Below are 25388 nucleotides of genomic sequence, written 5' to 3' on the forward strand. Positions count from 1 at the left end.
CCACAGCAGCGCAGGGGTGTAATTTATAACTGCCAGTTAACTATCAAGATTGCTTTCAGCTTTGCCTGATAATGTCTCTTTCAGCGTAGATATCAGATCAGCCGGGTTCTTTGCTGAGTTCAGCAAATTAGCTATCGCGATATTGCTGATATCGTTGGATTTAAGGTCAGTGTTTTCCAGAATATCTTTCAAATCCTGAGGCAGGCTGCGAGAACCGTTACGGTATTCATTCACCAAAGGAGCCAGAACTTCCGAATCTGTGAAACGGTTATCCAGCGCCGCTGAGTCGATCACTGTACGACGAATCTGTTCCATACCTTCACCGCCAAACAGCTTGATGTCTGCTGCAGCCAATGCCTGAGCCAGTGCCTTAGCACTTTCAGAAGAGATTTCCTGTTGTGCATTGATGCGGGCAATTTCCAGATCTTTCTCTTGTTGCAGCTGCATTACCCACTTATCGTGTTCACGGGTTTGATCATCATACTGACGAGCAGCTTCAAAGCGGGCTGTCTGCGCTTCAGCTTCTGCCAGACCTTTTGCACGAAGTGCCTGAGCTTCAGCTTCACCAGCAGACTGAAGTGTATAAGCTTCTGCTTCACCGGTTTCACGAATTGCCAGTGCACGCTCACGTTCCACTTCAACTTCAGCAAGGCCGGTTGCGCTGATATGCTCTTTCTCAGCCTGAGCCATACGTTCTTTCGCAGCGGCTTCACGCTCCTGCTTAAGAAATTCAGCTTCAGCCTCACGTTCCTGCCTGAAGAATTCAGCCTCAGCTTCTTTCGCTTTCACCGCATACTCGGCTTCAGCCATTCGAGTCTGAACCGCCAGCTCATTTTCAGCATCACGGGTGCGGATCTTAATTTCAGCTTCATTTTCAATCAGCTTCTTATCCGCACGCTCTTTCGCCGCTTCTTTTTCGGCTTTCGCCGCTACCAGCAACTCAAGCTGCTTAGCTTCAGCTTCGGCTTCTGCCTCAACCATACGTACTTTCTTCGCACGATTAACCTGTTCCGTGGCACGCAGGTTTTCTGTTTCTTCTTCCTCACGGGCAATCTTACGTTCGATTTCAACACGTTGAGAGCGGGTTTCGGCAACGGACTTCAACGACTCTTCAACCGTTGTTTCTTTATCCATTTCCTTCTGAACTACTTCAGTTGCCGTTCTCACCTTCTCGGTTTCAACCGCACGGTTAAGCTCTTCCTGCTGGATAGCAACCTGACGCTGATTGGCAATACGGGTCATTTCGACTTCCATATTGACGCTTTCTTTTCTCTTCAGCACTTCTTCTTCGGTTTCCAGCTCGGCAAGACGAGTTACTCGGGTATATTCCTGACGCTTTTCTTCCGCCAGAGCCTGCTCTTGAGCCTTGATGATATCTACTTCACGTTGAGTGCGAGCGATACTTTCCTTCTCCTGCTTATCAAGCTGTAGCCGATTAGCCTCTGCTTCAACGTTTTTCTTTTTAATAGATGTCTTTTCATCCTGGCGAATAGCATTAGTCTCAGTGTTCTTCACCGAGGTAATAGCTGAAATCTTACGAATACCTTCAACATCAAGAATGTTGTCCGGATCATGTGCATCCAAAGCTGTCTGATCAACTTTGTCGATAACAACGTCATAAATTTTGAAGCCATCCATTTCACTACCGATAACACTGACAACAGCATCACGGAACGCACGACGATTAGTGAGTAGCTCTTCAAAATCAAACTGCTTAACCGCTGTTTTCAATGCTTCGGAGAATTTTGGCTGGAAATGCTCTTTCAAGCGCTCAGGATTTGAAGCTCCCTGAGTGGTGAAAAGTTTCGCAACACGAATAATATCGTCTTCTTCGTGATTTACACCGATATAGAAATCAACTTTCAGGTCAGCACGAATATTATCTTTACAGTGAAGACCTTCGTATTCTTCGCCTTCCTGATCTTTACGGCCGCTGCGCACAACCGAAATCTTTTTCCGGGTAATATCCATATATTCCGCACGGTTCACAATCGGCCACACGAATGTACCTGTCAAAGAAGCACGGGTCCGATCAACCCCATTGATAATTAATGCTTCCCCCTCATTACGAACTTTTCGGTAGCGCGAGGTCAGGAACAATAAAATTACCAACGCGATTCCAATACCAGCAAGAATAAATATCATGCTTGGAGACAAAATCATCGAACAACTCCTTTGTAGACAAATAACAAAAAGACTTCCGTTAACCTGATGCTTCAGATCAACCTTGTATTAGGCAGAAAAAATGAAATTTAAATTCTGACAACCAGATATTTTTCCAATTCCGGATGTTTAGAAATGATGACCACCTCATCGCCGTATTTAATCTCGTGATCACCTTCGGTATAAGCATCTAACTGGATTTCATTAGCGCCCTGACTAACCACTACTTCACCATATTCAGAAGTAATATTACTGCTTCGCACTGTGGCTCTCATACCTTCAAACTGAATTTTGGCAAATGCATTTTTAGCGCTAAATACCGGTGCCAATGGCTTTAGTGCAAAAGCTGAGATATAAAGAGAAAGGTAATAAATAATAAATAATGCAGGTACAGTAACGGCCAAAAACACCATGCCTGATAGCAGGCTAAATAAATAGTAATGAAGGTAATAAGTTAAAACAGTCGCAAAAAAACTGCTGACAGTTAATGCAACAGGAAGCGGAACCTGAGAAACCACTGGCGGTAAGAGAAGTTTTGCTGACCAGCCTGAATCAACATCAACTCCGTCAACATCACCAAGGCTGCCATCTGATAAATCGAAAATCAGGTCAATGACCATCAAAGCAAAAAACAAACAAAACGGCATTGAAAAAATAATCACCGGGTAAGACATCAATGCGTCGAGAAATGCAGCCATTAATAGACAATCCTTAGTAACGACAGATCAATTATCAAGACATAATATGCAACTACATTTATCGCAACAAGATGAATTTTCAATTGGAAGCATAAATGCGGTTAAGCTCACAGGTGGTTTGCTTTAATCGAAAGAGGCATATCCTGATTTGGCTTTCACTTCAGATATTCAGTTCTTCATTACTTGTCTGCGTTAAATTTCAAGCAGTATAAAAAACCACCACGCAACCAATTTGAGGAAAATATAACCACAAAAGCTTCATTCGGTGTTCAATCAAATCTGGTTTGAAGGTAGAATCCAGCCTTCCTTTCCGAACAACGCTGTAACCATGATTGATTTCTCCATTTTGCCGGTGTACCTGACTGCGGTAATTGCACTTCTGCTGATCCCGGGACCGGATATGTTATTGATTGCCAGCTCCAGCCTGAGCTATGGCAAAAAAGTTGGTGTCTTTGCCAGCCTTGGTAATGCCACATCTGGCGTAATGCTGACCCTTTTGGCAGCTATGGGCGTTTCAGCCCTGATTGCGATGAACCCGTTTGCACTGGAAGTGCTTCGTGTACTGGGCGGTGCTTACCTGCTGAAAATGGGCTGGGACTGTATGCGCACCCAGGCAGCCGATGCCCCGGAAGTTGAGCAACAGTCGGGCCTGGCGATGACCCTGTACCGCCGCGCGGTGATCAGCAACCTGCTAAACCCTAAAGCTCTGATTTTCTTTGTGCTGTTCCTGCCACAGTTTGTTTCCTCTCAGATAACAGCTACATCCGGTGAACAGATGCTGGTGCTTGGCCTGCTGCTGAATGTACTTGGGCTGCTGTTTAACCTGTTTCTGGTCACTATGGTCGGCAGTCTGGGACAATCACTGCTGAAGAATGACAAATTCCGAACTAACCAGCATAAGTTTATGGGGCTGATTTTCTTCATTCTGGCTATTTGGCTGCTGGCATCTCAGATTCCGACGCCATAACCTTGCTTTCCGAATTGCATAAAAAAGAGCGCCTGCAAACTTGCAGGCGCTCTTTTTATTAAGCCAACTGATATTGTTTTCTGACTGCTTTAAACTCTTTACTGCTTATTGATTAGCAAAATACGAGTTTCATAAGGCTGTAGTGCAAAACAGTTACTCGGAGTCTGCTCCATTACACCTTCATAGTTTGACAGTACGTACTCACCTTTTTCCGCTTCAATCTCTTGCGGCAGGAAGCACTCTGCTACTTCACCGTAGTAGTTGTTTATACAAACCAGAATTTGAGATTCAGACTCACGTTTGTAACAGAATACGCGGTCATCTTCCGGCATCAGATCGGTATAGTCACCGGTCGTAATCACCTCGATTTCCTTACGCATCGCGATTAGCTTACGGTAGAAATGGAAGACGGAGTTTTCATCGACAACTGCTTTATCGGCGTTAATTTCCGGATAATTTGCAGCAACTTCCAGCCATGGTTGTCCCTTCGAAAAACCTGCGTACTGGCTATCATTCCACTGCATTGGGGTGCGGGAGTTATCGCGCGACTTCTGAGCCAGAATCGCCAGCATATCGTCCTCGCTAACACCCTGCTCGTTCACCATGATGTCGTACATATTAGTACTTTCTACATCACGGTACTGCTCAATTGAAGTGTAACCAGGGTTAGTCATGCCGATTTCTTCGCCCTGATAAACATATGGAGTTCCCTGCATCATATGTACCGATGCAGCCAGCATCTTGGCAGATTCCACTCTGTATTGCTGATCATTACCCAGGCGACTCACGACGCGTGGCTGGTCATGGTTACACCAAAACAATGCGCCCCAACCTTTTGCGTTCAGGCCAAGTTGCCAGTGATTGAAAATTTGCTTCAACTGATGGAAATCAAACGGTGCTTTGGTCCACTTATCACCGTTAGGATAATCAACCTTCAGGTGATGGAAGTTGAACACCATAGACAGCTCTTTTCCGTCAAGCGATGAATACTGCTGACAGTGCTCCAGCGTTGTTGACGACATTTCACCAACAGTTACAGAACCATACTTCTGGAAAACGGCCTCGCTGATTTCCTGAAGGTATTCATGAACACGAGGACCATCAGTATAAAATCGACGGCCATCACCGATGTCATCACTCGGGAAGTCCTGTTGTTTGGAAATCAGGTTAATCACATCAAGGCGGAAACCATCAACGCCTTTTTCAGCCCAAAAGCTGATGATGTCTTTCACTTCTTCACGAACCTTCGGGTTTTCCCAGTTCAAATCAGCCTGCTCTTTCGCAAACAGATGCAAGTAATACTGGCCGGTTGCTTCATCCAGCTCCCAAGCGTTACCGCCGAATTTCGATTGCCAATTGTTTGGTTCTTGGCCTTCAACCGGATCTTTCCAAATGTAGTAATCACGGTACGGACTGTTTTTATCGCCCAATGCCGACTTAAACCAGGCATGTTCAGTCGAAGTGTGGTTAACCACAATATCCATCACGATTCGCATGTCGCGCTGATGAGCTTCTTCAAGTAGGTGATCAAAATCAGCCATGGTGCCGAAATCTGGATTAATATTGTAGTAATCAGAGATATCGTAACCATTGTCGACCATCGGCGAACAATAGACGGGGGTCAGCCAAATCGCATCCACACCCAATGTTTTCAGATAATCGAGCTTTGAAATAATCCCTTGAATATCGCCCGTACCCTGACTGCCACTGTCACAAAAGCTTTTAGGATAAATCTGGTAAATAGTAGCCGTACGCCACCATTCGAATTGCTCTTTCATCGTGTATTGCCTGATCGTTAATTTCTTTTCGAAGATGTGGCCGCCGGTATAACCGGCGACCCGAGAGAAGTGTTTGTTAAGCAGTTTGGGGAGACTGCTCCAACTGACCTTTAGCTTGTGCACGTTTGTACATCACCAATGTCAGGGCAATCGGAACAATAACGGCCACCAGCATTGCTACCAGATAAACCATCCAGTACTGAGGCTGAATTGACAGAATGCCAGGCAGACCACCAACACCGATACCATTTGCCATCACACCAGCACTACCACAGATAGCGGCGGCAATCGCCGAACCAATCATGGCGCTCAGCATCGGGAACTTGTATTTCAGGTTGATACCGTACATCGCCGGCTCTGTAACACCCAGGTAAGCAGAGATTGCTGCCGGTACTGAAATTTCGCGTTCATTGTGTTTTTTGCTAATCCAAATGATACCCACCACCGCAGATGCCTGAGCAATGTTAGACAGAGCAATCAGAGGCCAGATTGGCGTACCGCCCATATCCTGCATCAGTTGAAGGTCAATGGCGTTTGTTGTGTGGTGAACACCAGTAATCACCAGCGGCGCATACAAGAAGCCGAAGATCATGGAGCCCAGAATTGCAAAGTCACCTGTCATCGCAACTTTAGCCGCATAGCCGACACCATCACCCAGCATACGACCGAACGGACCGATGAATGCGTGAGCCAGAACCACCGCCAAGATGATAGAAACGAACGGTACGATAACCAGGTACAGATACGCTGGAATAATACGCTTCAAGTTGGTTTCAATAACTGCCAGAGCAATACCGGCCAGCATCGCCGGGATAACTTGGGCCTGATACCCGACCTTTTCAATCACAAACAAGCCGAAGTCCCAGCTTTCAGGAACCTGCTGACCAATGAGGTAAGCATTCATCAGCTGAGGTGAAACCAGTGTGACACCCAGTACGATACCCAAAATCGGCGTACCACCCAGTTTTTTCACTGTAGACCAGCAGACGCCAACCGGCAGGAAGAAGAAGATAGCTTCACCGATCAACCACAGGAAGGAGTGTACTGTCGCCCAGAACTGACTGATTTGTGTCAGTGTCTGACCGTCGAACATGCGGATATCGCCGATCACATTACGGAAGCCAAGAATCAGACCACCGGTGATAATCGCTGGCAACAATGGAACAAAGATTTCGGCAAGGTGTGAGATCCCACGTTCCAGCAAACTCATGTTCTGGCGAGCGGCCACTTTGGCTTCTTCCTTACTTGCGCCAGCACTACCTGTCAGCTCAGTCAGTACTTTGTAAACCTGGTCGACTTCTGTACCAATTACTACCTGAAATTGCCCCGCATTGGTGAAACAACCTTTCACCATAGGGATCTGTTCAATGTCCTTAACGCTAGCCTTGTCAGTATCGCTTAGCACGAAACGCAGGCGTGTCAGGCAGTGGCTGACACTGGCAATGTTTTCACTGCCCCCAATCAAGGTCACCAGACGCTCGATTTGCTGTCGATTAATCTTACTCATGCCGATATCCATCTTTGGTTTAATAGGAATGTCGTAGTTGTGTTTCGCTTAATGGGAATGTTCCCACTGATTGGTAAGAATAATGACAAACCTATCGAAAAAATAAAATGGGAACATTCCCATAGCGTGAATCAGTTCACAATGTAGCGCTATTCTGCAACCACGATCACACTCTATAAGATGATCTTAGAATGCCTGCTACAAGCTTGCCTGCTGAGTCAAATGAGTCACCTCATGCTGGCCGTTAAGCTGTTTAATCAACAAGTTAGCAGAGGATTGTCCGGCCTGATGATAACCGGGGTCAATACTGAAGGTATTAGGATAAATAAAGGAGAGAAGATCTGTCGCCCCCACACCGGAAACCTGAATATCGGTACGGTTCAGTTCCTGAAGTCGCTTGGCAACGCCCATGGCTAGGGTATCACTGGCACAAACTATAGCCTGAGTTTTCGTCTTGATCACATCATCGGCCAGTTGATACGCACTTTCATGACTCAGTTGTCCAGTCTGGTAACACGACTCAATACCAAAGCGCTGACAACAGTCCAGATAAGCATTAAGACGCATCAGACCTGTGGTCTTATCACTCGGATCAACACCAACATAACTGATATTCTGCTTACCCTGTTCAATGAAATGGTTCATCGCCAGCTCAATAACACCCTGATTATCATAACCAACAGATGAAATACTGTCGGTATCTACCGCGATCACAACCGCCTTGTGCTTGAGCTTCTCAATTGCTGACAAATCACAGTCAGAAAAACCAAACACAATCACCCCGTCTACATTACGTTTCTGAAGTACTGCAAGGTGTTCATTCGTTTTTTCCGCGCTGAACTGACTTTCCATGATCACAGCGTCGTAGCCAGCCTGGTAGATAACTTCCAGAATTCCACGTACCGCTTTGTTTTCCGATGTGGAATCCAGACGAGACAAGATAATACCGACAACTTTCGCACTGCCGCCGCGCATCGCCTGAGCCGATTTTGACGGCACGTAACCCGACTCACGGATCACCTGCTCCACCTTTTCACGGGTTTCCGGCTTTACTTTCGGATCATTGGTAAGTACACGCGAAACCGTTGATTTACCAACACCGGCCAATTTCGCGATATCTAAAATAGTAAGCTTTTGAGTCATAAGTCAGTACAAACAGGGACAACGCCCTCTATTGTCACTGTCAGGACAAGGATTTCAATCCTTTTCCTTAACGCAAACTTAAATTTCCTTATATTCAGAACAAATGAGAGTAATTTTTATTTATGATGTCGAAGAAATACCAAAGTCTCGATTTATGACAAATACTTACAGTATGCGGACATAACATGGAGCAGAATCGGATATGTTTGGCCGGGTGGCGGTATTTACTTGAAATTCCGTTCAGCCATCCCCATATCTATATCAAACTGAACGATGTTTGTTTGGTATTAAATGATAGTTAAAGCAATAAATTGCTAGAAGTCGTGTGTCGGCCTGTTCTTTTGTTTTCCCTTTTTAATAAGCCCGCACGAGTTAAAGCATAAGGAATTTTATGATTACTCACGTTGGCATTATCGATCAGGATCCGGTAAGACTTATCACTCCCTTACTCGATCACGCCATTCCTGCCGATAAAATGATTTTTATCGGTACAGAATCTCAGCAAGAACAATTTGAACGCCTGACCACCATTCTTATTCCCCGTAACATTCAGTCTGAATTCTTTATTATCCCAGACTCAATTAATGTCACGTCAATTCGCGGTCGACTTAATGAACTGGCTGAGCAACTGAAGCAGCAAGACTCGGAGATCTGGTTCAATGCAAGCTGCGGTCTTCGTCACCGTCTGCTTTCAGCCTATGAAGTTTTCCGCACTTACCACTGGCCAATTTACGTAATCGAACCTTACAGTGATGAAATGTGCTGGCTGTACCCTGCCGGTCGTGAGCAACAACAGGTTGAAGACCGTATTCAGCTGACTGATTACCTGACTATCTTCGGCGCGCGCTGCGAACTGCCAGAAAACAGTGTGCCGGAAGCACTGAATGACCAGCTTTGGGAACTTGGCCAGCGTTGGGCAAGCTCCGCATTGGAACTTGGTCCGGGTCTGGCGACTCTGAACTACCTTGCAACAACCTGCCGAAAAGAACAACGCCTGGATGTTGAACTGAGCGTAAAACAACAAGGTTATAAAGAGCTGGGGATGTTGTTGTCCGATCTGGAAGAAACCGGACTGGCCACCTACAAAGATGGCGTGCTGACGTTCAAACATGAAGAAGCACGCCGATTTGCTAACGGGGAGTGGTTAGAGAACCTGGTCTACAGTACGGTTCGAGCTATTCAGAATGAACTACCGACAATTCAGGACCACTCGCTGGGTGTACAGGTCTACCGCAAGATTGGTGAGCGTGAAGTTCGCAATGAACTTGATGTTGCAACGGTGGTAAACAACAAACTCCATATTATCGAGTGTAAGACCAAAGGCATGCGCGATGACGGTGATGACACCCTGTACAAGCTGGAATCACTGCGCGATCTGCTTGGCGGCCTGCAGGCTCGTGCCATGCTGGTAAGTTTCCGTCCGCTACGCCACCACGATCTGGTTCGCGCACAGGATCTGGGTCTGGCGATTATCGGCCCGGACCAGTTGGGTGATCTGCATACCCACCTGCACAACTGGCTCAAAGATGCCGGTGGACAGAGCCATATCCTTAACTGATTCTGTCATGAGGTGCGAGATGATTCAGATTCTCGTACCTCACATTTCCCTTCCCTTAACGATTAATTTCGAGCCATCGCTTCCCACCAGAACGCTTTCAATCAAAAACTCCACCTTACCTGCATAAACAACAGAGTACTTGCCGTCTGACCGAAAAGGCTTTCGTTACTGCCGTCAAATCGCTGGAGCACAGCCAGCAACTGCCAATCATCAGCTAAGGAATAAGTATTACTGGCTCCGAGAAAAAACGAATCATCATTATAGTAAGTGCCGGAAAAAGTCAGGCGACTTAACGGAGTGATATCAAACCCGGCATCTGTATACCAACTCCACTCAGTAAAGCTCAGTGTTCTGGCCGTCAGGGGTAAATTCAAAAATAGCAGTGCATTATCAGGAGCCAATGGTTCTGAAATATACATCACTGAAGCTCGCGTCATCCAGTTACGTCTGCCGCCGAAACTGTAATCCAACTCTAGTGTTGATACCGAAGTTGAATCCAATGGTTCTCCCCGCCATTCATCACGAGTCGGGCTAAACCAAGTGATTTCTCCCCTGAAGCCAGCCCCTTTGATATCCCCAGCGAAACCAGCACCTATCACTCTGTCAAGATTTGCTTTTCCAGCAATAAACTGAATATCCCAGCCCTGATAGTTGAACAGATAACGGGCGGCATAGCTTTCCAATTTGTTATCTTCACTCGGGCTGTAAACCACTTCAGCCGAGCTGGCAAAATCAAGCTTGCGACTGACCATAAGTGCATCAGTACCTGAACGTTCCTCGTAATCAAAATCATAAATTGAATAGGAATTAAAGATATCGTTAGGATTCCAAAGCGCTGTCATTGCCCAGTTAATACGAAAACGACCGCCCCTTAACTGCCAGTCGTCCTTGTCCCAGTTAACATAGAGCCGATCAAACTGAGAGTTCCCGACGATGCCGTTCTTATCCAGCCAATTGGTCGACAAGTCAAAGTACCCCAAGTCCAGCTCAACCAACCGGCCAAATTCCGGGGTTTCAGCAGTATCCCCCCAAAACAGACGATTTCGCATTCCTGCATTTAATCTAAAATCCGGAGTAACGCGATATTCCAAATTAAATCGCTGATGAATAAGGTGGTCTAACCCGTTGCTCTGTTGATCCGGAAAGTTACCGGTAGCCATATACTTCACATAACCAGTTAAATCCCAGTCCTGCTCAGGTTCCAATCCGGGTATTTGCGCTTGCGCAGTGCCCATATTCCACACAACAATTAGCAAGCAGATAAGCCGACAAATTCTCTTCACTGGCAGCGATCCTCTGTCAGTTGCCCGTCCTCAAACACAATCACCCGCCGGGCACGTTTGATCACCCTGGGATCATGGGTAGAAAAAATAAACGTTGTGCCTTCTTTCTCATTGAGCTGCTGCATGATATCTAAAAGCTCTGCTGTACTTTGAGCATCAAGATTTGCTGTCGGCTCATCGGCCATCACAAAGCGAGGGCTTGGCGCTAAAGCCCGAGCAACTGCTACCCGCTGCTGCTGCCCACCGGACAACTTAGCCGGGATTTTATTTTGCTGCTCTGACAAGCCGACCTGCTCCAATAATGCGCAGGCGCGCTTACGACATTCCTTTTCACTATGTCCCTGAAGTTGCATGACAAATTCGACATTCTCCAATGCAGTCAAAACAGGCAGCAAACTGTAATCCTGAAAAATAAAGCCAATGTGGTCCCGTCGAAAAGCAATTAACGACTTTTCCGGTAATTCACAAATGTCACAGTCATCAATCAGCACCCTGCCCGATGACGGCTTATCAATTCCGCCAAGCATATTGAGCAAAGTGGTTTTGCCTGAACCCGAAGGTCCCATAACGGCAACGAATTCCCCTTGCTCAATGGTCAAATCGAGACTTTTCACAGCATGAACCGGAAAATCAGATTCTTCGTTATATGTTTTGCAAAGCTGGCTTGTTCGAATTGTCATTAATGCTTCTCCGCCATTGCATCAACCGGGCGCTTTTTGAGGATCTGGTGCGCCGGGTACAACGCAGCCAGCACGCTGGCTGCAACGACCGTTATAAAAACCATCTGGTAATCACTCACTGACACCTGAGGATACAGTGTGGTATCGACCCCGAATGCCCCCAGTCCTTCAGCCATTTTTCCCAATGGAATTCCGGTCTGCTGAAAAACAGCAACTAAGCCGATACTACCCAGTATCCCCAGCACAGCACCGGAGACACCCAAGCAGGTTGTTTCCAGCATGATAAGCAGGAACACCTTGTGCTTTTGCATTCCGACGGCCATCAAAACTCCGAACTCCCGGGTACGCTCGAATACCGACATAAGCATGATATTGACGATACCGAATGCCAACGCCACAACGTAAATCCCCAACATGATGGCATTGCTCGGCCCCATCTGCTTAATAATGGAGGCCAGCATTGGCTGAACTTCCTGCCAGTCGCGAACCGTATTCTGCGATGATATCTGAGCCTGCAATTCATCTTTGAAAGCAAAAGCATCATTATCATTTCCCAGCAGAATTGCGACTTCATGGACGCCGTCGATGCCAGCCAGAGCGCTTAGATCTGTTCGCCGAACAAATACGTTTCCGTCATCAAAAGCCGATGACGGAGTTTTGAATATTCCGCGAACCCGAAAAGCACCACCGGTAACCTCACCGCTGGCACTGGTCAGCGTCAATACGACTTTCGATCCCAGCTTCAACCTCAGGCGCTCCGCCATTTTGACCGAGACCAATACCGGATTTCGCCCCTCGTCGGATAGCCATTCCCCTTGCTCAATACTTTCCGCAATTGGTGTCACCTGCGCTTCAGCATCCGGTTCAACACCGGTAATCCTCACTCCGCGGGCACTGCGAGCAGACGCAACCATCCCATCTGCGACAAAGCGAGCTGACCATGCCTTCACATCCGTCAATTCGGCAATCGCTTGTTGCAGTTGAGATGCATCGACAATGGTTGCATTAATGTCGGGATCATTAAGATAGCGGCTGTTATGAACCTGGATGTGGCTGGTCTGCCAGGCGATGGCGTTATGGATCATGCTGGCATACATACCAGTCACAAATCCCATCATGCTCACTGCGCCAATCAGGCCAAACACCATGGCACTGAGCATAATGCCGGTACGAATTTTGTTGCGCCAAAGATTGCGCCAGGCCAGTTTAACCAGCATAACCGCCTCCCTTAAGCGCACTTACCAGATCCAGGCGATAGATCCGCCAGATCGGGTACAACATACAAAGCGCCAGTAACACCAGTACAGTGACGACCTGATCAATGAAAAGCCAGGGAGCCAGCATAACAGGCATAACAGGCTCCCAACCCATCTCAAGGATCATTTCTGCGACTTCACCGGTCAGCGTGATTGGGTTGTAGTAGAACCAAATGAGAACCGGTGTTGCCACCAACAAACCGATAACGACGCCAATGATGGCGATAAACAGAGACTCAATACATATCAACAGAATCAGCTTTCTTCTGAGCAGACCGGTTGCCAGCATCACCCCAAATTCACGCTGGCGCTCCAGCGTCATCATCAGCAATGTGGCAAACAAGCCAAAACCGACGACCCCATAAAGCAAGTACATCATGATGATCCCGCTGACTTTATCCATCACAATTTGCTGCGACATTTCCGGCGACAGATCTTCCCAATCACGAACCTGCGCCTGCCCGCCATATTCACGGGTCAAATCAGTAACGGTTTGGGGCAGTTCAGCTAAGTCTTTGGTATGCAGCACCCAGGAGGTTACCTGCTGCTCTGTACTGTAGAGTGATTGTGCCAAAGCTAAAGGCATATAAACCAACTGGTTATCAAGCTGTGGCATCGGAAAATCGAGTAATCCTTTGATGGTATATAGCCCCGCGGCTGTTTGTCCCCGATAGCCCATCCCATAAAGGATCAGCTCATCCCCTACTTCAAGTCCGAAAAACTTCGCCAATCCTTCACCGATTAAGAGCTGGTCATCATCCGCACGGAGAAATTCACCGGAGCTTACCTTGTTTGCAATTCCGGAATACGCATCTTCCTTTTCAGGGGCTACACCCAATACCATCACCCCCTTTGATTTTTCTCCCGCCGCCGCAAGGGCAAAAGACTCAATGCGCGGCAATATTTGATTGATATTTAGATGGTTTCTGACTGGAGTGATAAATGCGTTGCTAGCAGGAAGCAGGTCATCAATACTCTGACTTTCAGAGAACTCCGGATGCTGTATTTGTATCAAACCAGTATAAAAACGAGCGGCATTCTCTATGTTATTGGCATAGGTGCCTTCCTGCAGGCAACGCATGAAAAGGGATAACGCCAGAGCCAAAGCGAGTGCTGATGCGGTCAGAATTGTGCGCCGTTTTTGCCGCCATAAATTACGCCAGGCCAGTTTTAGTAACATAAAGGCTCCTGTAGCGTTAGTCGCGCAATGCCTTCATCTGACTCAGGGAGAAAAAACCGTCTTTGAGCGGAAAGTTAAACTGCGCCTGATGAATGATGATTTCCGTTTTATTACCCGGTTTATCCGCCGGTAACATTTCCATCCGGGTCGCCACCTGACGGCCACCGAGGTCTCGGACGTCATAGGTATTCATGGTATTAACCAGCTCATCGAATTCATCATAGAACTCAACTTTCCGCTGCAAATAACTATTTTTGGAAATCCATAACCTCACCTTATTCCAGACCACTGGCGCATCCGGTTTAGCAAAGGCATCAATAACCCATGAAGGGTCTTTATCAAACTCATCATCCCTGACCATCTTGTGACGATAGTCCACCACAATGGAAGACTGGTTAATCAGATCATCATTGGTGAAATCCGATCCCATCCATGACTGACTCAGCATCGACGGAGCAATTTTGATCACCCGCTCAATACTGGGGATCCAGTTCCACATTTCACGCTGGCGCTTAAGCGAAGCACTGCCTTTATCTTTTGCCGGTGCCGTTACCAGCACCAAGGACAAGTCCAACCCTTTAGTCCAGCTTTTCATACTCATTGAGCGCGTCCAGCTCGGACGGATAATCCTCATCGTTGCTTCGGAGTAACTGGAATCACCACGCATTTGTAAATCGGACTGCCGGACAATTTCCGATGCTGACTGCGCGTATACACAACCGGATCCAAGTCCAATCAAACACAACAGCATTAAAAAGAACGCACGCATAAGCTATTCCTTGTCATGATGGTCCCGAAATAACCGGTTGGTAAACCCGAAGATTCGAAATGTCCGGTAAAAACCTGAGTTATGTAATTAATATATAGACAGAAGAAGTAAGGCCGACAATCCGGTTGGAGATTTAGTCAGTAAACAAATTACTAAGTGTGACAAGCGTAAAATATCAGTTCAGATACAAATGAACCGCTGTCAGATGACAGCGGTTCTATACATTATTAAAGGTAAAAAGCCTTATTTGAAAAATTCACGGTAAAGCATGTACATATGGGCTGAGCTCCAGGAAAAGTTGGTCGCTCCCTGAACAGCCCCAGTTTCAGGATTGTAGTTCTCGCGGATAGCACCGTCTCCGGTCATACCTTCTGCATTGGTGAAAAGCTCATTAGCCATTTGTACCGCTTCGGCACCATAGCCGTATTGTTCCATCGCCCGCACACCAAAATAGAACTGATCAAGCCATACTCTGCCGCGCCAATAGATATCAGCATCATAAGCCGGATTTGACTGCGCAGCCGTTGGCAAGGATATTCCCTCTCCCTGATACTTCGCCGAGGTATTGAACTCATCTTGATCCAGCATGGTTGCCACAACTTTATCCGCCAACTCCTGAGTTGCCGCTCCGTTAAACAACGGTCCCCACCCTTCAGGCCCACGACCTCGCTGAGTAATCGGTAATCCGGCACAACCATTTGCTAACGGTTTTGGTGTAGTACCGTCTGCTTCAACATCGATTTGAATGTCATAGTAGAAATTAGATCCCGAATCAAACATACAAGTATTGATGTAATCCTTGATCTTTTGCGCCCCATCGAGGAATTCCTGTCCACGCTCTTTTCCTTCTGTACCAGCAGTTACCAACCCGGCCAATTCTGCCAGGTACTTATTATCAGAGTACATATAAGAAGCCTGGTCTACCGACTCCTGTAACATAGAAAAACCTAGCAACTTATCATCATCAGAGCGGTTCTCTGCAAAACGTACTTCCCAGTCTTTTCTCGCTTGTTCAACATCACCGGAATAATTTTTTTCAGCATACGCATTGAGCTGTTCGGAAGAAATAAAACCAAATCTAGCAGCATTATCCATCCCCGATTCCCAACCAGCAGCAACCTGGGCTCCGACACTAAGGTCCTGATAGGTAACATCATCAAGGATCTTATTGTAGTTAGCTACACCCTGTACTTTGTACCAATCACCTTCTTTTGCTAAAACATCATCACCAAAACGAGCTGTAAGATCATCCGTGGTTTTAACCCACACATACATATGACCATCAGCCGTATTATGCGCAGAGTCGACTGCGGCACCATATTCAGGAACACCGTTACCATTATGATCACGATTCCTCAGCCACCAGTCATGATAGGCCACCAATTTAGGATACATTTCATCTATCCACTTCTGAGCATCTTCAGGACGATCAAACTCATTTTTCAATGCGTTATACACTTCCATCACTGACCATGCAGCCAAAGACGGTTTGGTATTGCGCTCATTCCAGTTTTCAGAACCCGCCCCATCACGATAATCAGGTGCTGTATAAGAAACAACATCCAACAGATACCCTTTATCCTGAGGTCGAATTGGATCCGTTTCCTGAATTTGGTTCTGGAATACAGTGCGAATATTATCCATCGCAACATCAGGATTGAAATGCGCCATAGCATAGGCTTGCTTCCAGGTATCCCAAGGCCAGGTCAGGTTTCCAGAGAACCAACGAGCGGTAACAGAAGGTGTAACTGTGGCTTGTTTAATGTCTCCGGCAGCTGATCGCCAGTTACCATTTAAGGTCATCATAGCTTTTACACCCACGCGTGCCTGATCAGGTGTTGCCTGGTTGTTCGACATGCCTTTTGCTATATAGGAATCCCAGCGAGTCTGAGCTTGTTCCATATATTTATGGGGATGCGCTAAAATATCGGTAACTTTTATTTCTTCATTCTGCACTTCTTTCGCATTGTGCAGATTAGAGTACGTTGTATAAATTATCTCAGTTTTCTTCGGTGCTATATTTTTATAGCCTGTCGACTTAAATGATGTTTCATTAGTAATGGTATCCGTATCAATTGAACGAACAACTCTGAATTCAGCATCAGCATCGTTTCGAATTGCGTAGTTATTTTTCATATCACCAAAACTAATTTTAATACCATTATCTATTGAGATTATCCTGCGATTATATTTCGGATATACCTCATCAATAGATTTACTTTCATAACCTTTACTTGAAAGTGCTCTCTGTAAAAGTTCACCATCCCAGGTTAATTCAAGCTCCATACTCTGATCAGTCAAGTTTGTGATCTGAGTTTCAACCAGTGAAGTTCTGTCTGTGACAAAACGCAACACCATCTGAACATTAACCAAATCAGTTTTGAGAACCTGAACCAAGGCTCCGGGTGTACTGTAAATATTGGCCTGGGCTGACGATAAATCAATCTGCTTGCCCGCTTTCTTATCGAGCAAATGTAACTTATCAAACTCCTGTCCCGACATGAAGTGGGCATACTCCTGAGTTACCTGCATGATTCCGCCAAAAGAACCATAACCATTAGCATCAGCAGGCAGAAGATGACCATGCCAGGCACCGTTATCGACAAAAGCATTAAACTTCAAGTTGTCATATTTATCATAATCACGCAGGTATTCTGGATTACCGGTGCGATCAATCACGTTAATAAAGTTGCTGGACGGTGGTATCGGAATATCAACCTGTTTGCCATCAGTATTATTACTGCTGCTATTACATCCGGACAGAGTGATAGCAGAGCCAACCATAATGGCTAATAATGATTTATGAAAATGCATTTCTGTTCCCCGTTATTATATATACCGTGTTTATTTATTCTCACGGCGATTTATTATTCAGCGCATTGAAAATCAGGCATCAATGACGGGGCGATAATATAAAGTTGGAAACTAAGTAAAATAGATCTTTATCACCATTCATTATTTTGCTGACTCAATTATCAACTATCAATTGAATAACACCAATAAAAACATCGAATATTATTCACTGAGATTAATGATTTATTGGACTCAATATCACAATAAGATTGAAACCTTATACAATTAACATCAAATTTGATTGATATTAACCAGCTCTTGCATTTCTATTCTTTGTTACATAAACAAAGGGTCATTTAACCAAGTTAAATAAAATAACCTGACAGAAAGTCACACTTCACATGCATTCACTTCAATATTATTTATTTAAAAACAAACTTAGAGCACACATGTATTACACAGTTTAGTTAAATAAGTTTCAGATAGCTCTCTTAAGTAACAGAAGTATAGAGGCAATGATTCCGCTTACATGATTAAACACCTTATAAAAAATATTTATAAAATGAATATACCCCTTATTCATAACCAAGCTAATACCCAAGTTAAATTTCCCCCTGAGCATGAATAAAAGCATACTAAATATCCCATTATAAGTACTCATTATCTGACTCATTGGGGTAATAAAACGAAAAAACCGATGCCTAAACATCGGTTTTATAATCATTACTGCTAACTACTAGCACGCAGTAATTTGCCTCAAGGTCGAAGAAGGAACGCGGTGTTTATATACATAAATGAGCATTCCCGATGAAGAGATTGAGGCAATAAAATACCGACGCAATACGCCGGTTCTCTGTAATCTATTACAATCAAGCCCGTAGGAATTTAATTCGTGAACAAGGCGGAAGCGCGCAGTTGATGACTATCAATGAACACTTCCAACAAAGTCTTCATACGAAAAAACCGATGCCTAAGCATCGGTTTTATAATCATTACTGCTAACTGCTAGCACGCAGGAATTTGCCTCAAGGTCGAAGAGGGAACGCAGAGTTTATATACATAAATGAGCATTCCCGATGAAGAGATTGAGGCAAACAACCAGTGATAGGGTTACTCAGCCAGCATACGGCGAGCAGCTTCAACTACCACCTTGATAGAACGCTTTTCAGTTTCTTTCAGAGTCGCGTGATCAGGGATTTCTTTCTGAGTACGGTTGATGATAACACCTGCTACACAACCTGCACGTAGGCCAGAGCTTGCACACATGGTTAGCAGAGTTGCTGATTCCATTTCGAAGTTAAGCACGCCCATTTGCTGCCACTCGTCCATAGAACCCTGGAAGCGACGAACTACACGACCTGAGAATGTATCGTAACGCTCTTGGCCTGGGTAGAAAGTATCACTTGATGCTGTTACACCTGTGTGTACTGTTGCGCCGTCTGCATCACATGCTGCTTTCATTGCTGTGGCAACACTGAAATCTGCTACTGCTGGGAATTCCATTGGAGCGAAGTGCAGGCTCGCACCGTCAAGACGTACAGAGCCAGTTGTTACAATCATGTCACCAACGTTGATGTGTGGCTGGATCGCACCAGTTGTACCTACACGTAGGAAAGTACGAACACCCAGCTGTGCCAATTCTTCAACTGCGATAGAAGTAGATGGGCCACCGATACCAGTTGAACAAACAACAACAGATTTGCCGTCTATCTTCGCGCGGTAAACAGTATATTCACGAGCACTGGCCAGAAATTCTGGGTTTTCCATCAGGTTTGCAATCTTTTCAACACGGGCCGGATCACCTGGAATAATAGCCAGTTCAGCACCATTCAGATCTTCTTTTGTTACACCTAGGTGGAATACAGCGTTGTCAGACATAGTCATATCCTTTTTATACTTTACCGCGAAATTAAGGGGGTCGCTCGAGGCCTGCGGCTATGAATCAAATAATTAAAAAAACTAAAAAAGTTGTTGTTTTGGCAATGCTCTTAAAAAAAGCATTAACAAAACACAAGGCTAAAGATAGCCGATAGATTTTTAGTTTTTAGTGATTGTAGTCACATTGAGAGAAATAGTATGAATTTCATTTTTCACCCCAGAGAGAGCTAGATCACATAAAAACGGTTACCTTTGCGCTTTATCACAAAATTAATCTCAATAAAAAAGCATCGCACAAGGCGATGCTTTTGAATGTTTTTCCATCAGAGCATTAAGTACGTTTCACTTTTGACTCAAAGCGTAACAACCTCAATGCATTCAATGTCACCAAAGCAGTCGCTCCACTGTCAGCCAGAACTGCAACCCACAGACCAGTCAAGCCAAGTAAGGTCGTTACAAGGAAGACACCTTTCAGCCCCAGGGCAATAAAAATATTTTGGCGAATATTGCTCAGTGTCGCGCGGGACAACGCTATCATTTCCGGCAACTCTGAAATTCTGTTATGAGTCAGGGCTGCATCTGCGGTTTCCAGCGCCACATCAGTACCTCCACCCATTGCGATACCAATGGATGCGGTTTTCATTGCTGGCGCATCATTAATGCCATCCCCGACCATCGCCACTTTGGCATTTTTATTAGCAAGTTCAACCTCAGTTACTTTATCTGCGGGTAACAGGCCAGCACGATAATCAATATCGATCTCTCTGGCGATAGCCGCAGCAGCACGCGGATTATCACCGGTTAGCATGACTGAATGAATCCCCATCGCCTTAAGGATTTTAATCGCTTCACGGGTGTCATTACGCAGATTGTCTCGCCATGCAATCAAGCCAACGGGTTCATCGTTACGAACCGCGACTACCAGGGTTTTTCCTTCACCTTCCAGCAGTTCAGCCTCTGTTTTCTGTCCTGCTGTTAACTGTACTAATGCAGGCAAACGATCCGCTGCAGCCAGCAATAAGGTATCACCACCAATTACCCCCTGAATGCCCTTACCCGGCAAAGCTTCTCGTTCATCGGCTACATCCAGCTTTAATCCTCGCGCCTGAGCCGCATTAACCACAGCCTGTGCCAGCGGGTGCAACGAACCGTCCTCAACAGCTGCGGCCTGATAAAGCAGTTTGTCTTCATCACCATCCCAACTTACAACATCAGTCACAACTGGCTTACCCTGAGTCAGGGTACCCGTTTTATCAAAAGCAACGGTTTCGATATGCCCTAACTGCTCCAATGCGGCACCACCTTTAATCAGGGCACCACGTTGTGCTGCTGCCGCCAGGCCCGAAGTAATCGCAGCTGGAATCGAAATAACCAAGGCACAAGGACATGCAATTAGTAACAAAGTCAGGCCTTTATAAATCCACTCACTCCAGTCCTGACCGAACAACAACGGCGGAATCACGATGACTAATGCCGCCAACGCAATCATGGCCGGAGTGTACAAACTACTGAAGCGATCAATAAAACGCTCCAGCGGTGCTTTTCGGGATTCGGCATCTTCAATCAGGTGAAGGATACGGTCGATGGCATTATCCCCCTGCTCAGAAACAATTCTCAGCTGAACCTGCTTATCTGAAACCAGACAGCCAGCCATCACCTTTTCACCACGCAGGCGTTCAACCGGAACTGACTCCCCGGTCAGCGCACTTTCATCGAAGCTTGCTGAAGTTTCAGTTAAAACGGCATCAGCAGGCAGACGTCCACCCGGTGCCACTTCAATCACATCACCTTTTTTCAGCTCTTCTGCTGCAACTTTTTCTCTGGTGCCGTCCGGGCGGATAACCAAAGCTTTTTCAGGAACAAGATCCATCAAAGCTTTAACACCACTTCGAGCGCGGGCGGATGCGTAACCTTCAAGCTGTTCACCAATCAAAAACAGCAACAGAACCATTGCGGCTTCAGCAGTTTCACCTAAATACAATGCACCAACTGCTGCCACTGTCATCAGGGTCTCAATCGAAAACGGCGTTCCGCCCTTTGCTAAGTTGATAGCTTGTTTAACAATCGGGATTAGACCAATTAGTGTGGTCAGCGTGAAAGCTATCAGGCCGTATGTTTCCGAGCTGCGATTAATCAGAACCGACACCGCCATCATGACAGCAATGGTTAAAACAGGGATATACGGCCTGATGGTATTATGGTTTTCTGTTTTTTCTTTATTACCGCGGGCAGAAACCAATGGGAAACCTGTTTCCTTTGCTTTTTCTTCGACAGCTATTGCCAGACTAGCACCAACACCGCTTACCACCAGCTTTTGGGTGGCAAATAAAACTTTAGCACTCTGCAATCCATCAACGACAGATAACGCTTTTTCAAGCTTACGGGCACAGCTAGGACAATCCATATTCTGGATTTTCCAGCTCAGGGTTTGGCCATTTGATGATTTGAGCAGCTCTTTTTCCAGCTCCGGCTCATCAACGTCATTAACATGATCAGAACAGCAATCGGAACGACAAGATGAAGGTGATACTGACTCTGACGGAGCGGAACTGTCTGTTTGGAAAATAGAAAATGTGAAAGAATTACCGATAATTTTCGAGATGGAATTAATAATAAAGGACGGTTTTCGCCCGGCAGGATCATCATCGGAGCCAGGATCGCCGCTGCTTTCTGAATCTGCATAGCAGACGGTTGCTGTACCAGCAGAACAGCAGCACGGCTCAGTCACCCCATGTTCTACGCGAACAGAGCTGGCATTTGCTGTTGCTGGCTGAACGGTATGAATATGTGGTTTTTTGTTATTGCATTGAGCACACATGGTTTTACTCCTATATGCGATTATTTCCCATTTGCAATAACTATAAACCTTGGAGTCGACTCAAAGGTCAAGAACAAAATCGGTTGCGGCTCACTTTTTCAGGTTCTCTAAACTTATCGCAATCTGAGCAGCCACTCTGGCGTTATTGAAAACCAGTGCGATATTGGCATTCAAGCTTTCTCCTGACGTTTTCTCAGCAACTTCTGCCAGTAAAAATGGCGTAGTGTCTTTACCCCTGATACCAACCTTATTCATTTCAGTAATGGCACCAATAATTACGCTGTCCATTCGGGTCTTTTCCATGGCGTAATCTTCAGGAATAGGATTGGCAACCACAACACCGCCTTTTATTCCCATATCCCACTTAGTGTTCAGTAACCGAGCAACCTGCTCCGGCGAGTCCAACTGACAATCAACATCAAATCCGCTTTCTCGACAATAGAAAGCAGGAAGTTGCTGAGTTTGGTAACCGACAACCGGCACGCCCTGCGTTTCCAGATATTCCAGTGTCAAGCCGATATCGAGCACGGACTTTATCCCCGCACAAATCACTGCCACATCCGTATTAGCCAACTCTTGCAAATCAGCGGAAATATCAAATGTCTCGGAGGCACCACGGTGAACGCCACCAATACCACCGGTCGCAAATACGTGAATCCCGGCCATATTTGCCAGGATCATGGTCGATGCAACTGTTGTCGCACCATCTGATTTAGAACTGACAATATACGGAATATCCCGCCTGCTGACCTTAACAACGCCCCTTCCGGATTTAGCGAGATATTCGATTTCGTCATGGGTCAGGCCTATTTTCAGTCGCCCGTTCAAGATCGCAATAGTCGCCGGTATCGCACCACTAGTTCTGACAATCTGTTCCACTTTTAAAGCCGTTTCAGCATTTTGCGGATACGGCATACCGTGGCAGATAATGGTCGATTCCAGAGCGACAACCGGTCTCCCCGACTGCAATGCCTTGTTTACTTCCGGATGAATATCCAGATAATCCTGACACATAGGCGTTCCTCGGTGCTTGGGTTATGTTTGGATATTAGTCGCTAATAACAACAAAGCCATCGCAGGCAGAGCATAAATTCTTAACGCAGTCGCCTGAAAACAACACTGTTATCTAAAATGTCAGCCCAGCGTTGATAATCCAGCCCCATGTCAAAGATGTATTCAGTAATCAGGCTGCGGGCTGTGGTCAGCAATGCCTCGGCCTTCCAGGGCTTTTCAAAATAACTTTCAATGCGGGCACGGTTAATCGCCTCAATCGTATCCTGATGCGTTGCCTGACCTGTAAGCAGCACTTTCTTAGTCTGAGTAAACCGCATGTCCTGAGATATTTCAGTTAACAGCTCTACCCCGGTTTTTCCCGGCATCACATGATCCGAAATCACCAGTGCAATAAACTCCCCTTCTGCATCAAGCTCGTCGATCAACTCAAGTGCCTCATCCGCTGATTCACAATCCTCAACATTGAAGAAGTCATTCAGCGGCGCTAAATCCTTTAAAACGGCACTTAGCACTTCCCTCTGATCATCTACGCAGATGATATTAAGTTTTTCCATGACCATCCCTTACGTGATTGGTAGTTTAATCCGAAATCTTGTTGTCTCCGGGTCACTTTTAAGCGCAATCGTGCCACCGTAGCTGTGCACAATTCGCTGGACTATCGCCAGACCCAGACCTAAACCAAATGAAAGACCACCCTTTTTAGTGGTGAAATTTGGCTGGAATATTTTTCTTCGGGTTGCTTCATCTATCATAGGCCCGTTATTGCTGATAGTGACAAGCAGACGATTCTTTGAATGCCGGGTTGTAATTTCCAGCTGGGGCTCAGGTGTCTCTTCCATTGCATCACAGGCGTTCTTAATGATATTGACCCAAATCTGCACCAGTTCGGTGGAACTGGCCGACATTAATGGCAACTCACCAGGCCGGAGCACGACATTGACCCGACGCAGGTTACTTTGAAGCAATGACAAGGATTTATTGATGGTGTCGTTAAGATCGATATCTGGCTGGCGAACATTATCGGTTCCGCCCAACTGCTTCACTGAACGGACAATACAAGTAGCGTGTTTGGATGCCAGGCGCATGTCATGCAAATCTCGCCCTAAATCCCAGTACTGCAATGCTTCATCAAGGTTTGCTAACCAGGAAGCAGGTATTTCACCTTGGGGCTGAGCCCGGGCCAATTGCCTTGCCTGCTCCCGTCCTAGCCCGTACATTTCCTGTAACTCACGAGCTCTTTTACGCACTTGTGCCGAAGGTGCCTGCTGACCATGATCAATACCGAGTTCAAGGAAATGGCTAACCTCCGGTTTGCTTTCTTGCAAGAAGCGACAAATTGCGCCCTGCAAACCTTCGGTTTTGCTGCTCAGCACCCCCACTGCATTATTGAGTTCATGGGCAATACCCGCTGCCAGTTGTCCCAGCGTGGTCATCTGCTCGGCAGCATAAAGTTTCTGCAGCGCTTTTTCTTTTTCAAAAGCCTGCATACCGGCCAGCACCTGACGCTGTGCCAGTTCATGCATCATCACCGGCATAAACTGCTCACTGAGTGAACCGTATACTTCTGGTTCAACGGCCTGGGTGTCAAGATCGATCCAGGCCAGCTCACTGTCTGTTTCTGCAATCACCGTTGTTGATGCCACCAGAGTACGGGAAAAAAAACTGTGAACGCCAAAAAACATCCCCTGTCGGACCCGGAATATCCTCGCCGTCAGGCTGTTATTATCATTTTGCAGATACCCGCACAGTTCCCCATGCTTTACCCAGTACAGCCTGTCATTGAAACCATCCTGGCGCAGCACCTGCGTCCCGGCCTTTACCGAAATCACCCGTTCAGGATTAGTAAAATAAATATCAATGATGCGCTGTAGTGTTTTCGGCTGGTACATGTGTTCTCCGTAAA

18 protein-coding genes are annotated in these 25388 nt (G+C 46.1%); 2 read left to right on the top strand and 16 right to left on the bottom strand.

Annotation, left to right across the window (positions count from 1 at the left end; all coding sequences use genetic code 11):
• Positions 1–36 precede the first annotated feature (36 nt).
• Positions 37–2163, bottom strand: coding sequence for a hypothetical protein (locus AACQ93_RS11480; RefSeq protein ID WP_064605123.1), 2127 nt, complete (start codon positions 2161–2163; stop codon positions 37–39).
• Between the two features lie 89 nt (positions 2164–2252).
• Positions 2253–2861 (bottom strand): hypothetical protein, encoded by a 609-nt coding sequence (locus AACQ93_RS11485; RefSeq protein WP_064605125.1) that lies wholly within the window; start codon positions 2859–2861, stop codon positions 2253–2255.
• A gap of 328 nt (positions 2862–3189) precedes the next feature.
• Here AACQ93_RS11485 and AACQ93_RS11490 point away from each other — a divergent pair, with 328 nt between their 5' ends.
• Positions 3190–3828, top strand: a complete 639-nt coding sequence (locus tag AACQ93_RS11490; protein ID WP_007467119.1) for a LysE family translocator — start codon at positions 3190–3192, stop codon at positions 3826–3828.
• Positions 3829–3926: 98 nt separating this feature from the next.
• On the opposite strand, the gene treC is transcribed toward AACQ93_RS11490, so the two are convergent.
• The 3 genes from treC to treR form a co-directional block, all read right to left on the bottom strand.
• Positions 3927–5606 (bottom strand): alpha,alpha-phosphotrehalase, encoded by a 1680-nt coding sequence (gene treC, locus AACQ93_RS11495; RefSeq protein WP_064605127.1) that lies wholly within the window; start codon positions 5604–5606, stop codon positions 3927–3929.
• A gap of 76 nt (positions 5607–5682) precedes the next feature.
• Entirely contained in the window at positions 5683–7113 is a 1431-nt protein-coding gene (treB, locus tag AACQ93_RS11500) for a PTS trehalose transporter subunit IIBC (protein WP_064605129.1), read from the bottom strand.
• A 198-nt stretch (positions 7114–7311) separates the two neighbouring features.
• The gene (gene treR / locus AACQ93_RS11505) at positions 7312–8256 is read right to left on the bottom strand and encodes a trehalose operon repressor TreR (protein WP_064605131.1); all 945 of its coding nucleotides are present in this window, start codon (positions 8254–8256) and stop codon (positions 7312–7314) included.
• A 391-nt stretch (positions 8257–8647) separates the two neighbouring features.
• Here treR and AACQ93_RS11510 point away from each other — a divergent pair, with 391 nt between their 5' ends.
• A complete protein-coding gene (locus tag AACQ93_RS11510; RefSeq protein ID WP_007467126.1) occupies positions 8648–9814 on the top strand; it encodes a Card1-like endonuclease domain-containing protein in 1167 nt (388 codons plus the stop codon).
• Between the two features lie 101 nt (positions 9815–9915).
• Here AACQ93_RS11510 and AACQ93_RS11515 read toward each other — a convergent pair whose 3' ends face one another.
• The 11 genes from AACQ93_RS11515 to AACQ93_RS11565 form a co-directional block, all read right to left on the bottom strand.
• A complete protein-coding gene (locus tag AACQ93_RS11515; RefSeq protein ID WP_157097562.1) occupies positions 9916–11049 on the bottom strand; it encodes a hypothetical protein in 1134 nt (377 codons plus the stop codon).
• Between the two features lie 44 nt (positions 11050–11093).
• Positions 11094–11777 (bottom strand): ABC transporter ATP-binding protein, encoded by a 684-nt coding sequence (locus AACQ93_RS11520; protein ID WP_064605133.1) that lies wholly within the window; start codon positions 11775–11777, stop codon positions 11094–11096.
• Positions 11777–12994, bottom strand: a complete 1218-nt coding sequence (locus AACQ93_RS11525; protein ID WP_064605135.1) for an ABC transporter permease — start codon at positions 12992–12994, stop codon at positions 11777–11779. The genes AACQ93_RS11520 and AACQ93_RS11525 overlap by 1 nt, the downstream gene beginning before the upstream one ends.
• Entirely contained in the window at positions 12984–14213 is a 1230-nt protein-coding gene (locus AACQ93_RS11530; protein ID WP_064605136.1) for an ABC transporter permease, read from the bottom strand. Before AACQ93_RS11530 ends, AACQ93_RS11525 begins: the two co-directional genes overlap by 11 nt.
• A gap of 16 nt (positions 14214–14229) precedes the next feature.
• On the bottom strand, positions 14230–14982 hold the full coding sequence (locus AACQ93_RS11535; RefSeq protein WP_064605138.1) for an outer membrane lipoprotein-sorting protein: 753 nt from the start codon (positions 14980–14982) through the stop codon (positions 14230–14232).
• Between the two features lie 243 nt (positions 14983–15225).
• Positions 15226–17796, bottom strand: coding sequence for an alpha-glucosidase (ygjK, locus tag AACQ93_RS11540; RefSeq protein WP_064605140.1), 2571 nt, complete (start codon positions 17794–17796; stop codon positions 15226–15228).
• Between the two features lie 1089 nt (positions 17797–18885).
• Positions 18886–19653 (bottom strand): uridine phosphorylase, encoded by a 768-nt coding sequence (gene udp, locus AACQ93_RS11545; protein ID WP_064605144.1) that lies wholly within the window; start codon positions 19651–19653, stop codon positions 18886–18888.
• Between the two features lie 331 nt (positions 19654–19984).
• Entirely contained in the window at positions 19985–22471 is a 2487-nt protein-coding gene (locus AACQ93_RS11550; RefSeq protein ID WP_064605146.1) for a zinc/cadmium/mercury/lead-transporting ATPase, read from the bottom strand.
• Positions 22472–22561: 90 nt separating this feature from the next.
• Positions 22562–23485, bottom strand: coding sequence for a pseudouridine-5'-phosphate glycosidase (locus AACQ93_RS11555; RefSeq protein ID WP_064605148.1), 924 nt, complete (start codon positions 23483–23485; stop codon positions 22562–22564).
• Between the two features lie 80 nt (positions 23486–23565).
• Entirely contained in the window at positions 23566–24039 is a 474-nt protein-coding gene (locus AACQ93_RS11560) for a response regulator (RefSeq protein WP_007467142.1), read from the bottom strand.
• Positions 24040–24048: 9 nt separating this feature from the next.
• On the bottom strand, positions 24049–25374 hold the full coding sequence (locus AACQ93_RS11565; protein WP_064605150.1) for a sensor histidine kinase: 1326 nt from the start codon (positions 25372–25374) through the stop codon (positions 24049–24051).
• Positions 25375–25388: the final 14 nt, after the last annotated feature.

Source organism: Photobacterium sp. J15, assembly GCF_963870815.1.
Classification (GTDB): Bacteria; Pseudomonadota; Gammaproteobacteria; order Enterobacterales; family Vibrionaceae; genus Photobacterium; species Photobacterium marinum.

Coding starts and splice junctions, on each gene's coding strand:
- AACQ93_RS11535 (WP_064605138.1), bottom strand. CDS start 14,982: ATGCGTGCGTTCTTTTTAATGCTGTTGTGTTTGATTGGACTTGGATCC.
- AACQ93_RS11560 (WP_007467142.1), bottom strand. CDS start 24,039: ATGGAAAAACTTAATATCATCTGCGTAGATGATCAGAGGGAAGTGCTA.
- AACQ93_RS11520 (WP_064605133.1), bottom strand. CDS start 11,777: ATGACAATTCGAACAAGCCAGCTTTGCAAAACATATAACGAAGAATCT.
- AACQ93_RS11555 (WP_064605148.1), bottom strand. CDS start 23,485: ATGTGTCAGGATTATCTGGATATTCATCCGGAAGTAAACAAGGCATTG.
- AACQ93_RS11530 (WP_064605136.1), bottom strand. CDS start 14,213: ATGTTACTAAAACTGGCCTGGCGTAATTTATGGCGGCAAAAACGGCGC.
- AACQ93_RS11515 (WP_157097562.1), bottom strand. CDS start 11,049: ATGGGCACTGCGCAAGCGCAAATACCCGGATTGGAACCTGAGCAGGAC.
- ygjK (WP_064605140.1), bottom strand. CDS start 17,796: ATGCATTTTCATAAATCATTATTAGCCATTATGGTTGGCTCTGCTATC.
- AACQ93_RS11485 (WP_064605125.1), bottom strand. CDS start 2,861: ATGGCTGCATTTCTCGACGCATTGATGTCTTACCCGGTGATTATTTTT.
- udp (WP_064605144.1), bottom strand. CDS start 19,653: ATGTCTGACAACGCTGTATTCCACCTAGGTGTAACAAAAGAAGATCTG.
- AACQ93_RS11550 (WP_064605146.1), bottom strand. CDS start 22,471: ATGTGTGCTCAATGCAATAACAAAAAACCACATATTCATACCGTTCAG.
- treR (WP_064605131.1), bottom strand. CDS start 8,256: ATGACTCAAAAGCTTACTATTTTAGATATCGCGAAATTGGCCGGTGTT.
- AACQ93_RS11490 (WP_007467119.1), top strand. CDS start 3,190: ATGATTGATTTCTCCATTTTGCCGGTGTACCTGACTGCGGTAATTGCA.
- AACQ93_RS11510 (WP_007467126.1), top strand. CDS start 8,648: ATGATTACTCACGTTGGCATTATCGATCAGGATCCGGTAAGACTTATC.
- AACQ93_RS11525 (WP_064605135.1), bottom strand. CDS start 12,994: ATGCTGGTTAAACTGGCCTGGCGCAATCTTTGGCGCAACAAAATTCGT.
- treB (WP_064605129.1), bottom strand. CDS start 7,113: ATGAGTAAGATTAATCGACAGCAAATCGAGCGTCTGGTGACCTTGATT.
- AACQ93_RS11480 (WP_064605123.1), bottom strand. CDS start 2,163: ATGATTTTGTCTCCAAGCATGATATTTATTCTTGCTGGTATTGGAATC.
- AACQ93_RS11565 (WP_064605150.1), bottom strand. CDS start 25,374: ATGTACCAGCCGAAAACACTACAGCGCATCATTGATATTTATTTTACT.
- treC (WP_064605127.1), bottom strand. CDS start 5,606: ATGAAAGAGCAATTCGAATGGTGGCGTACGGCTACTATTTACCAGATT.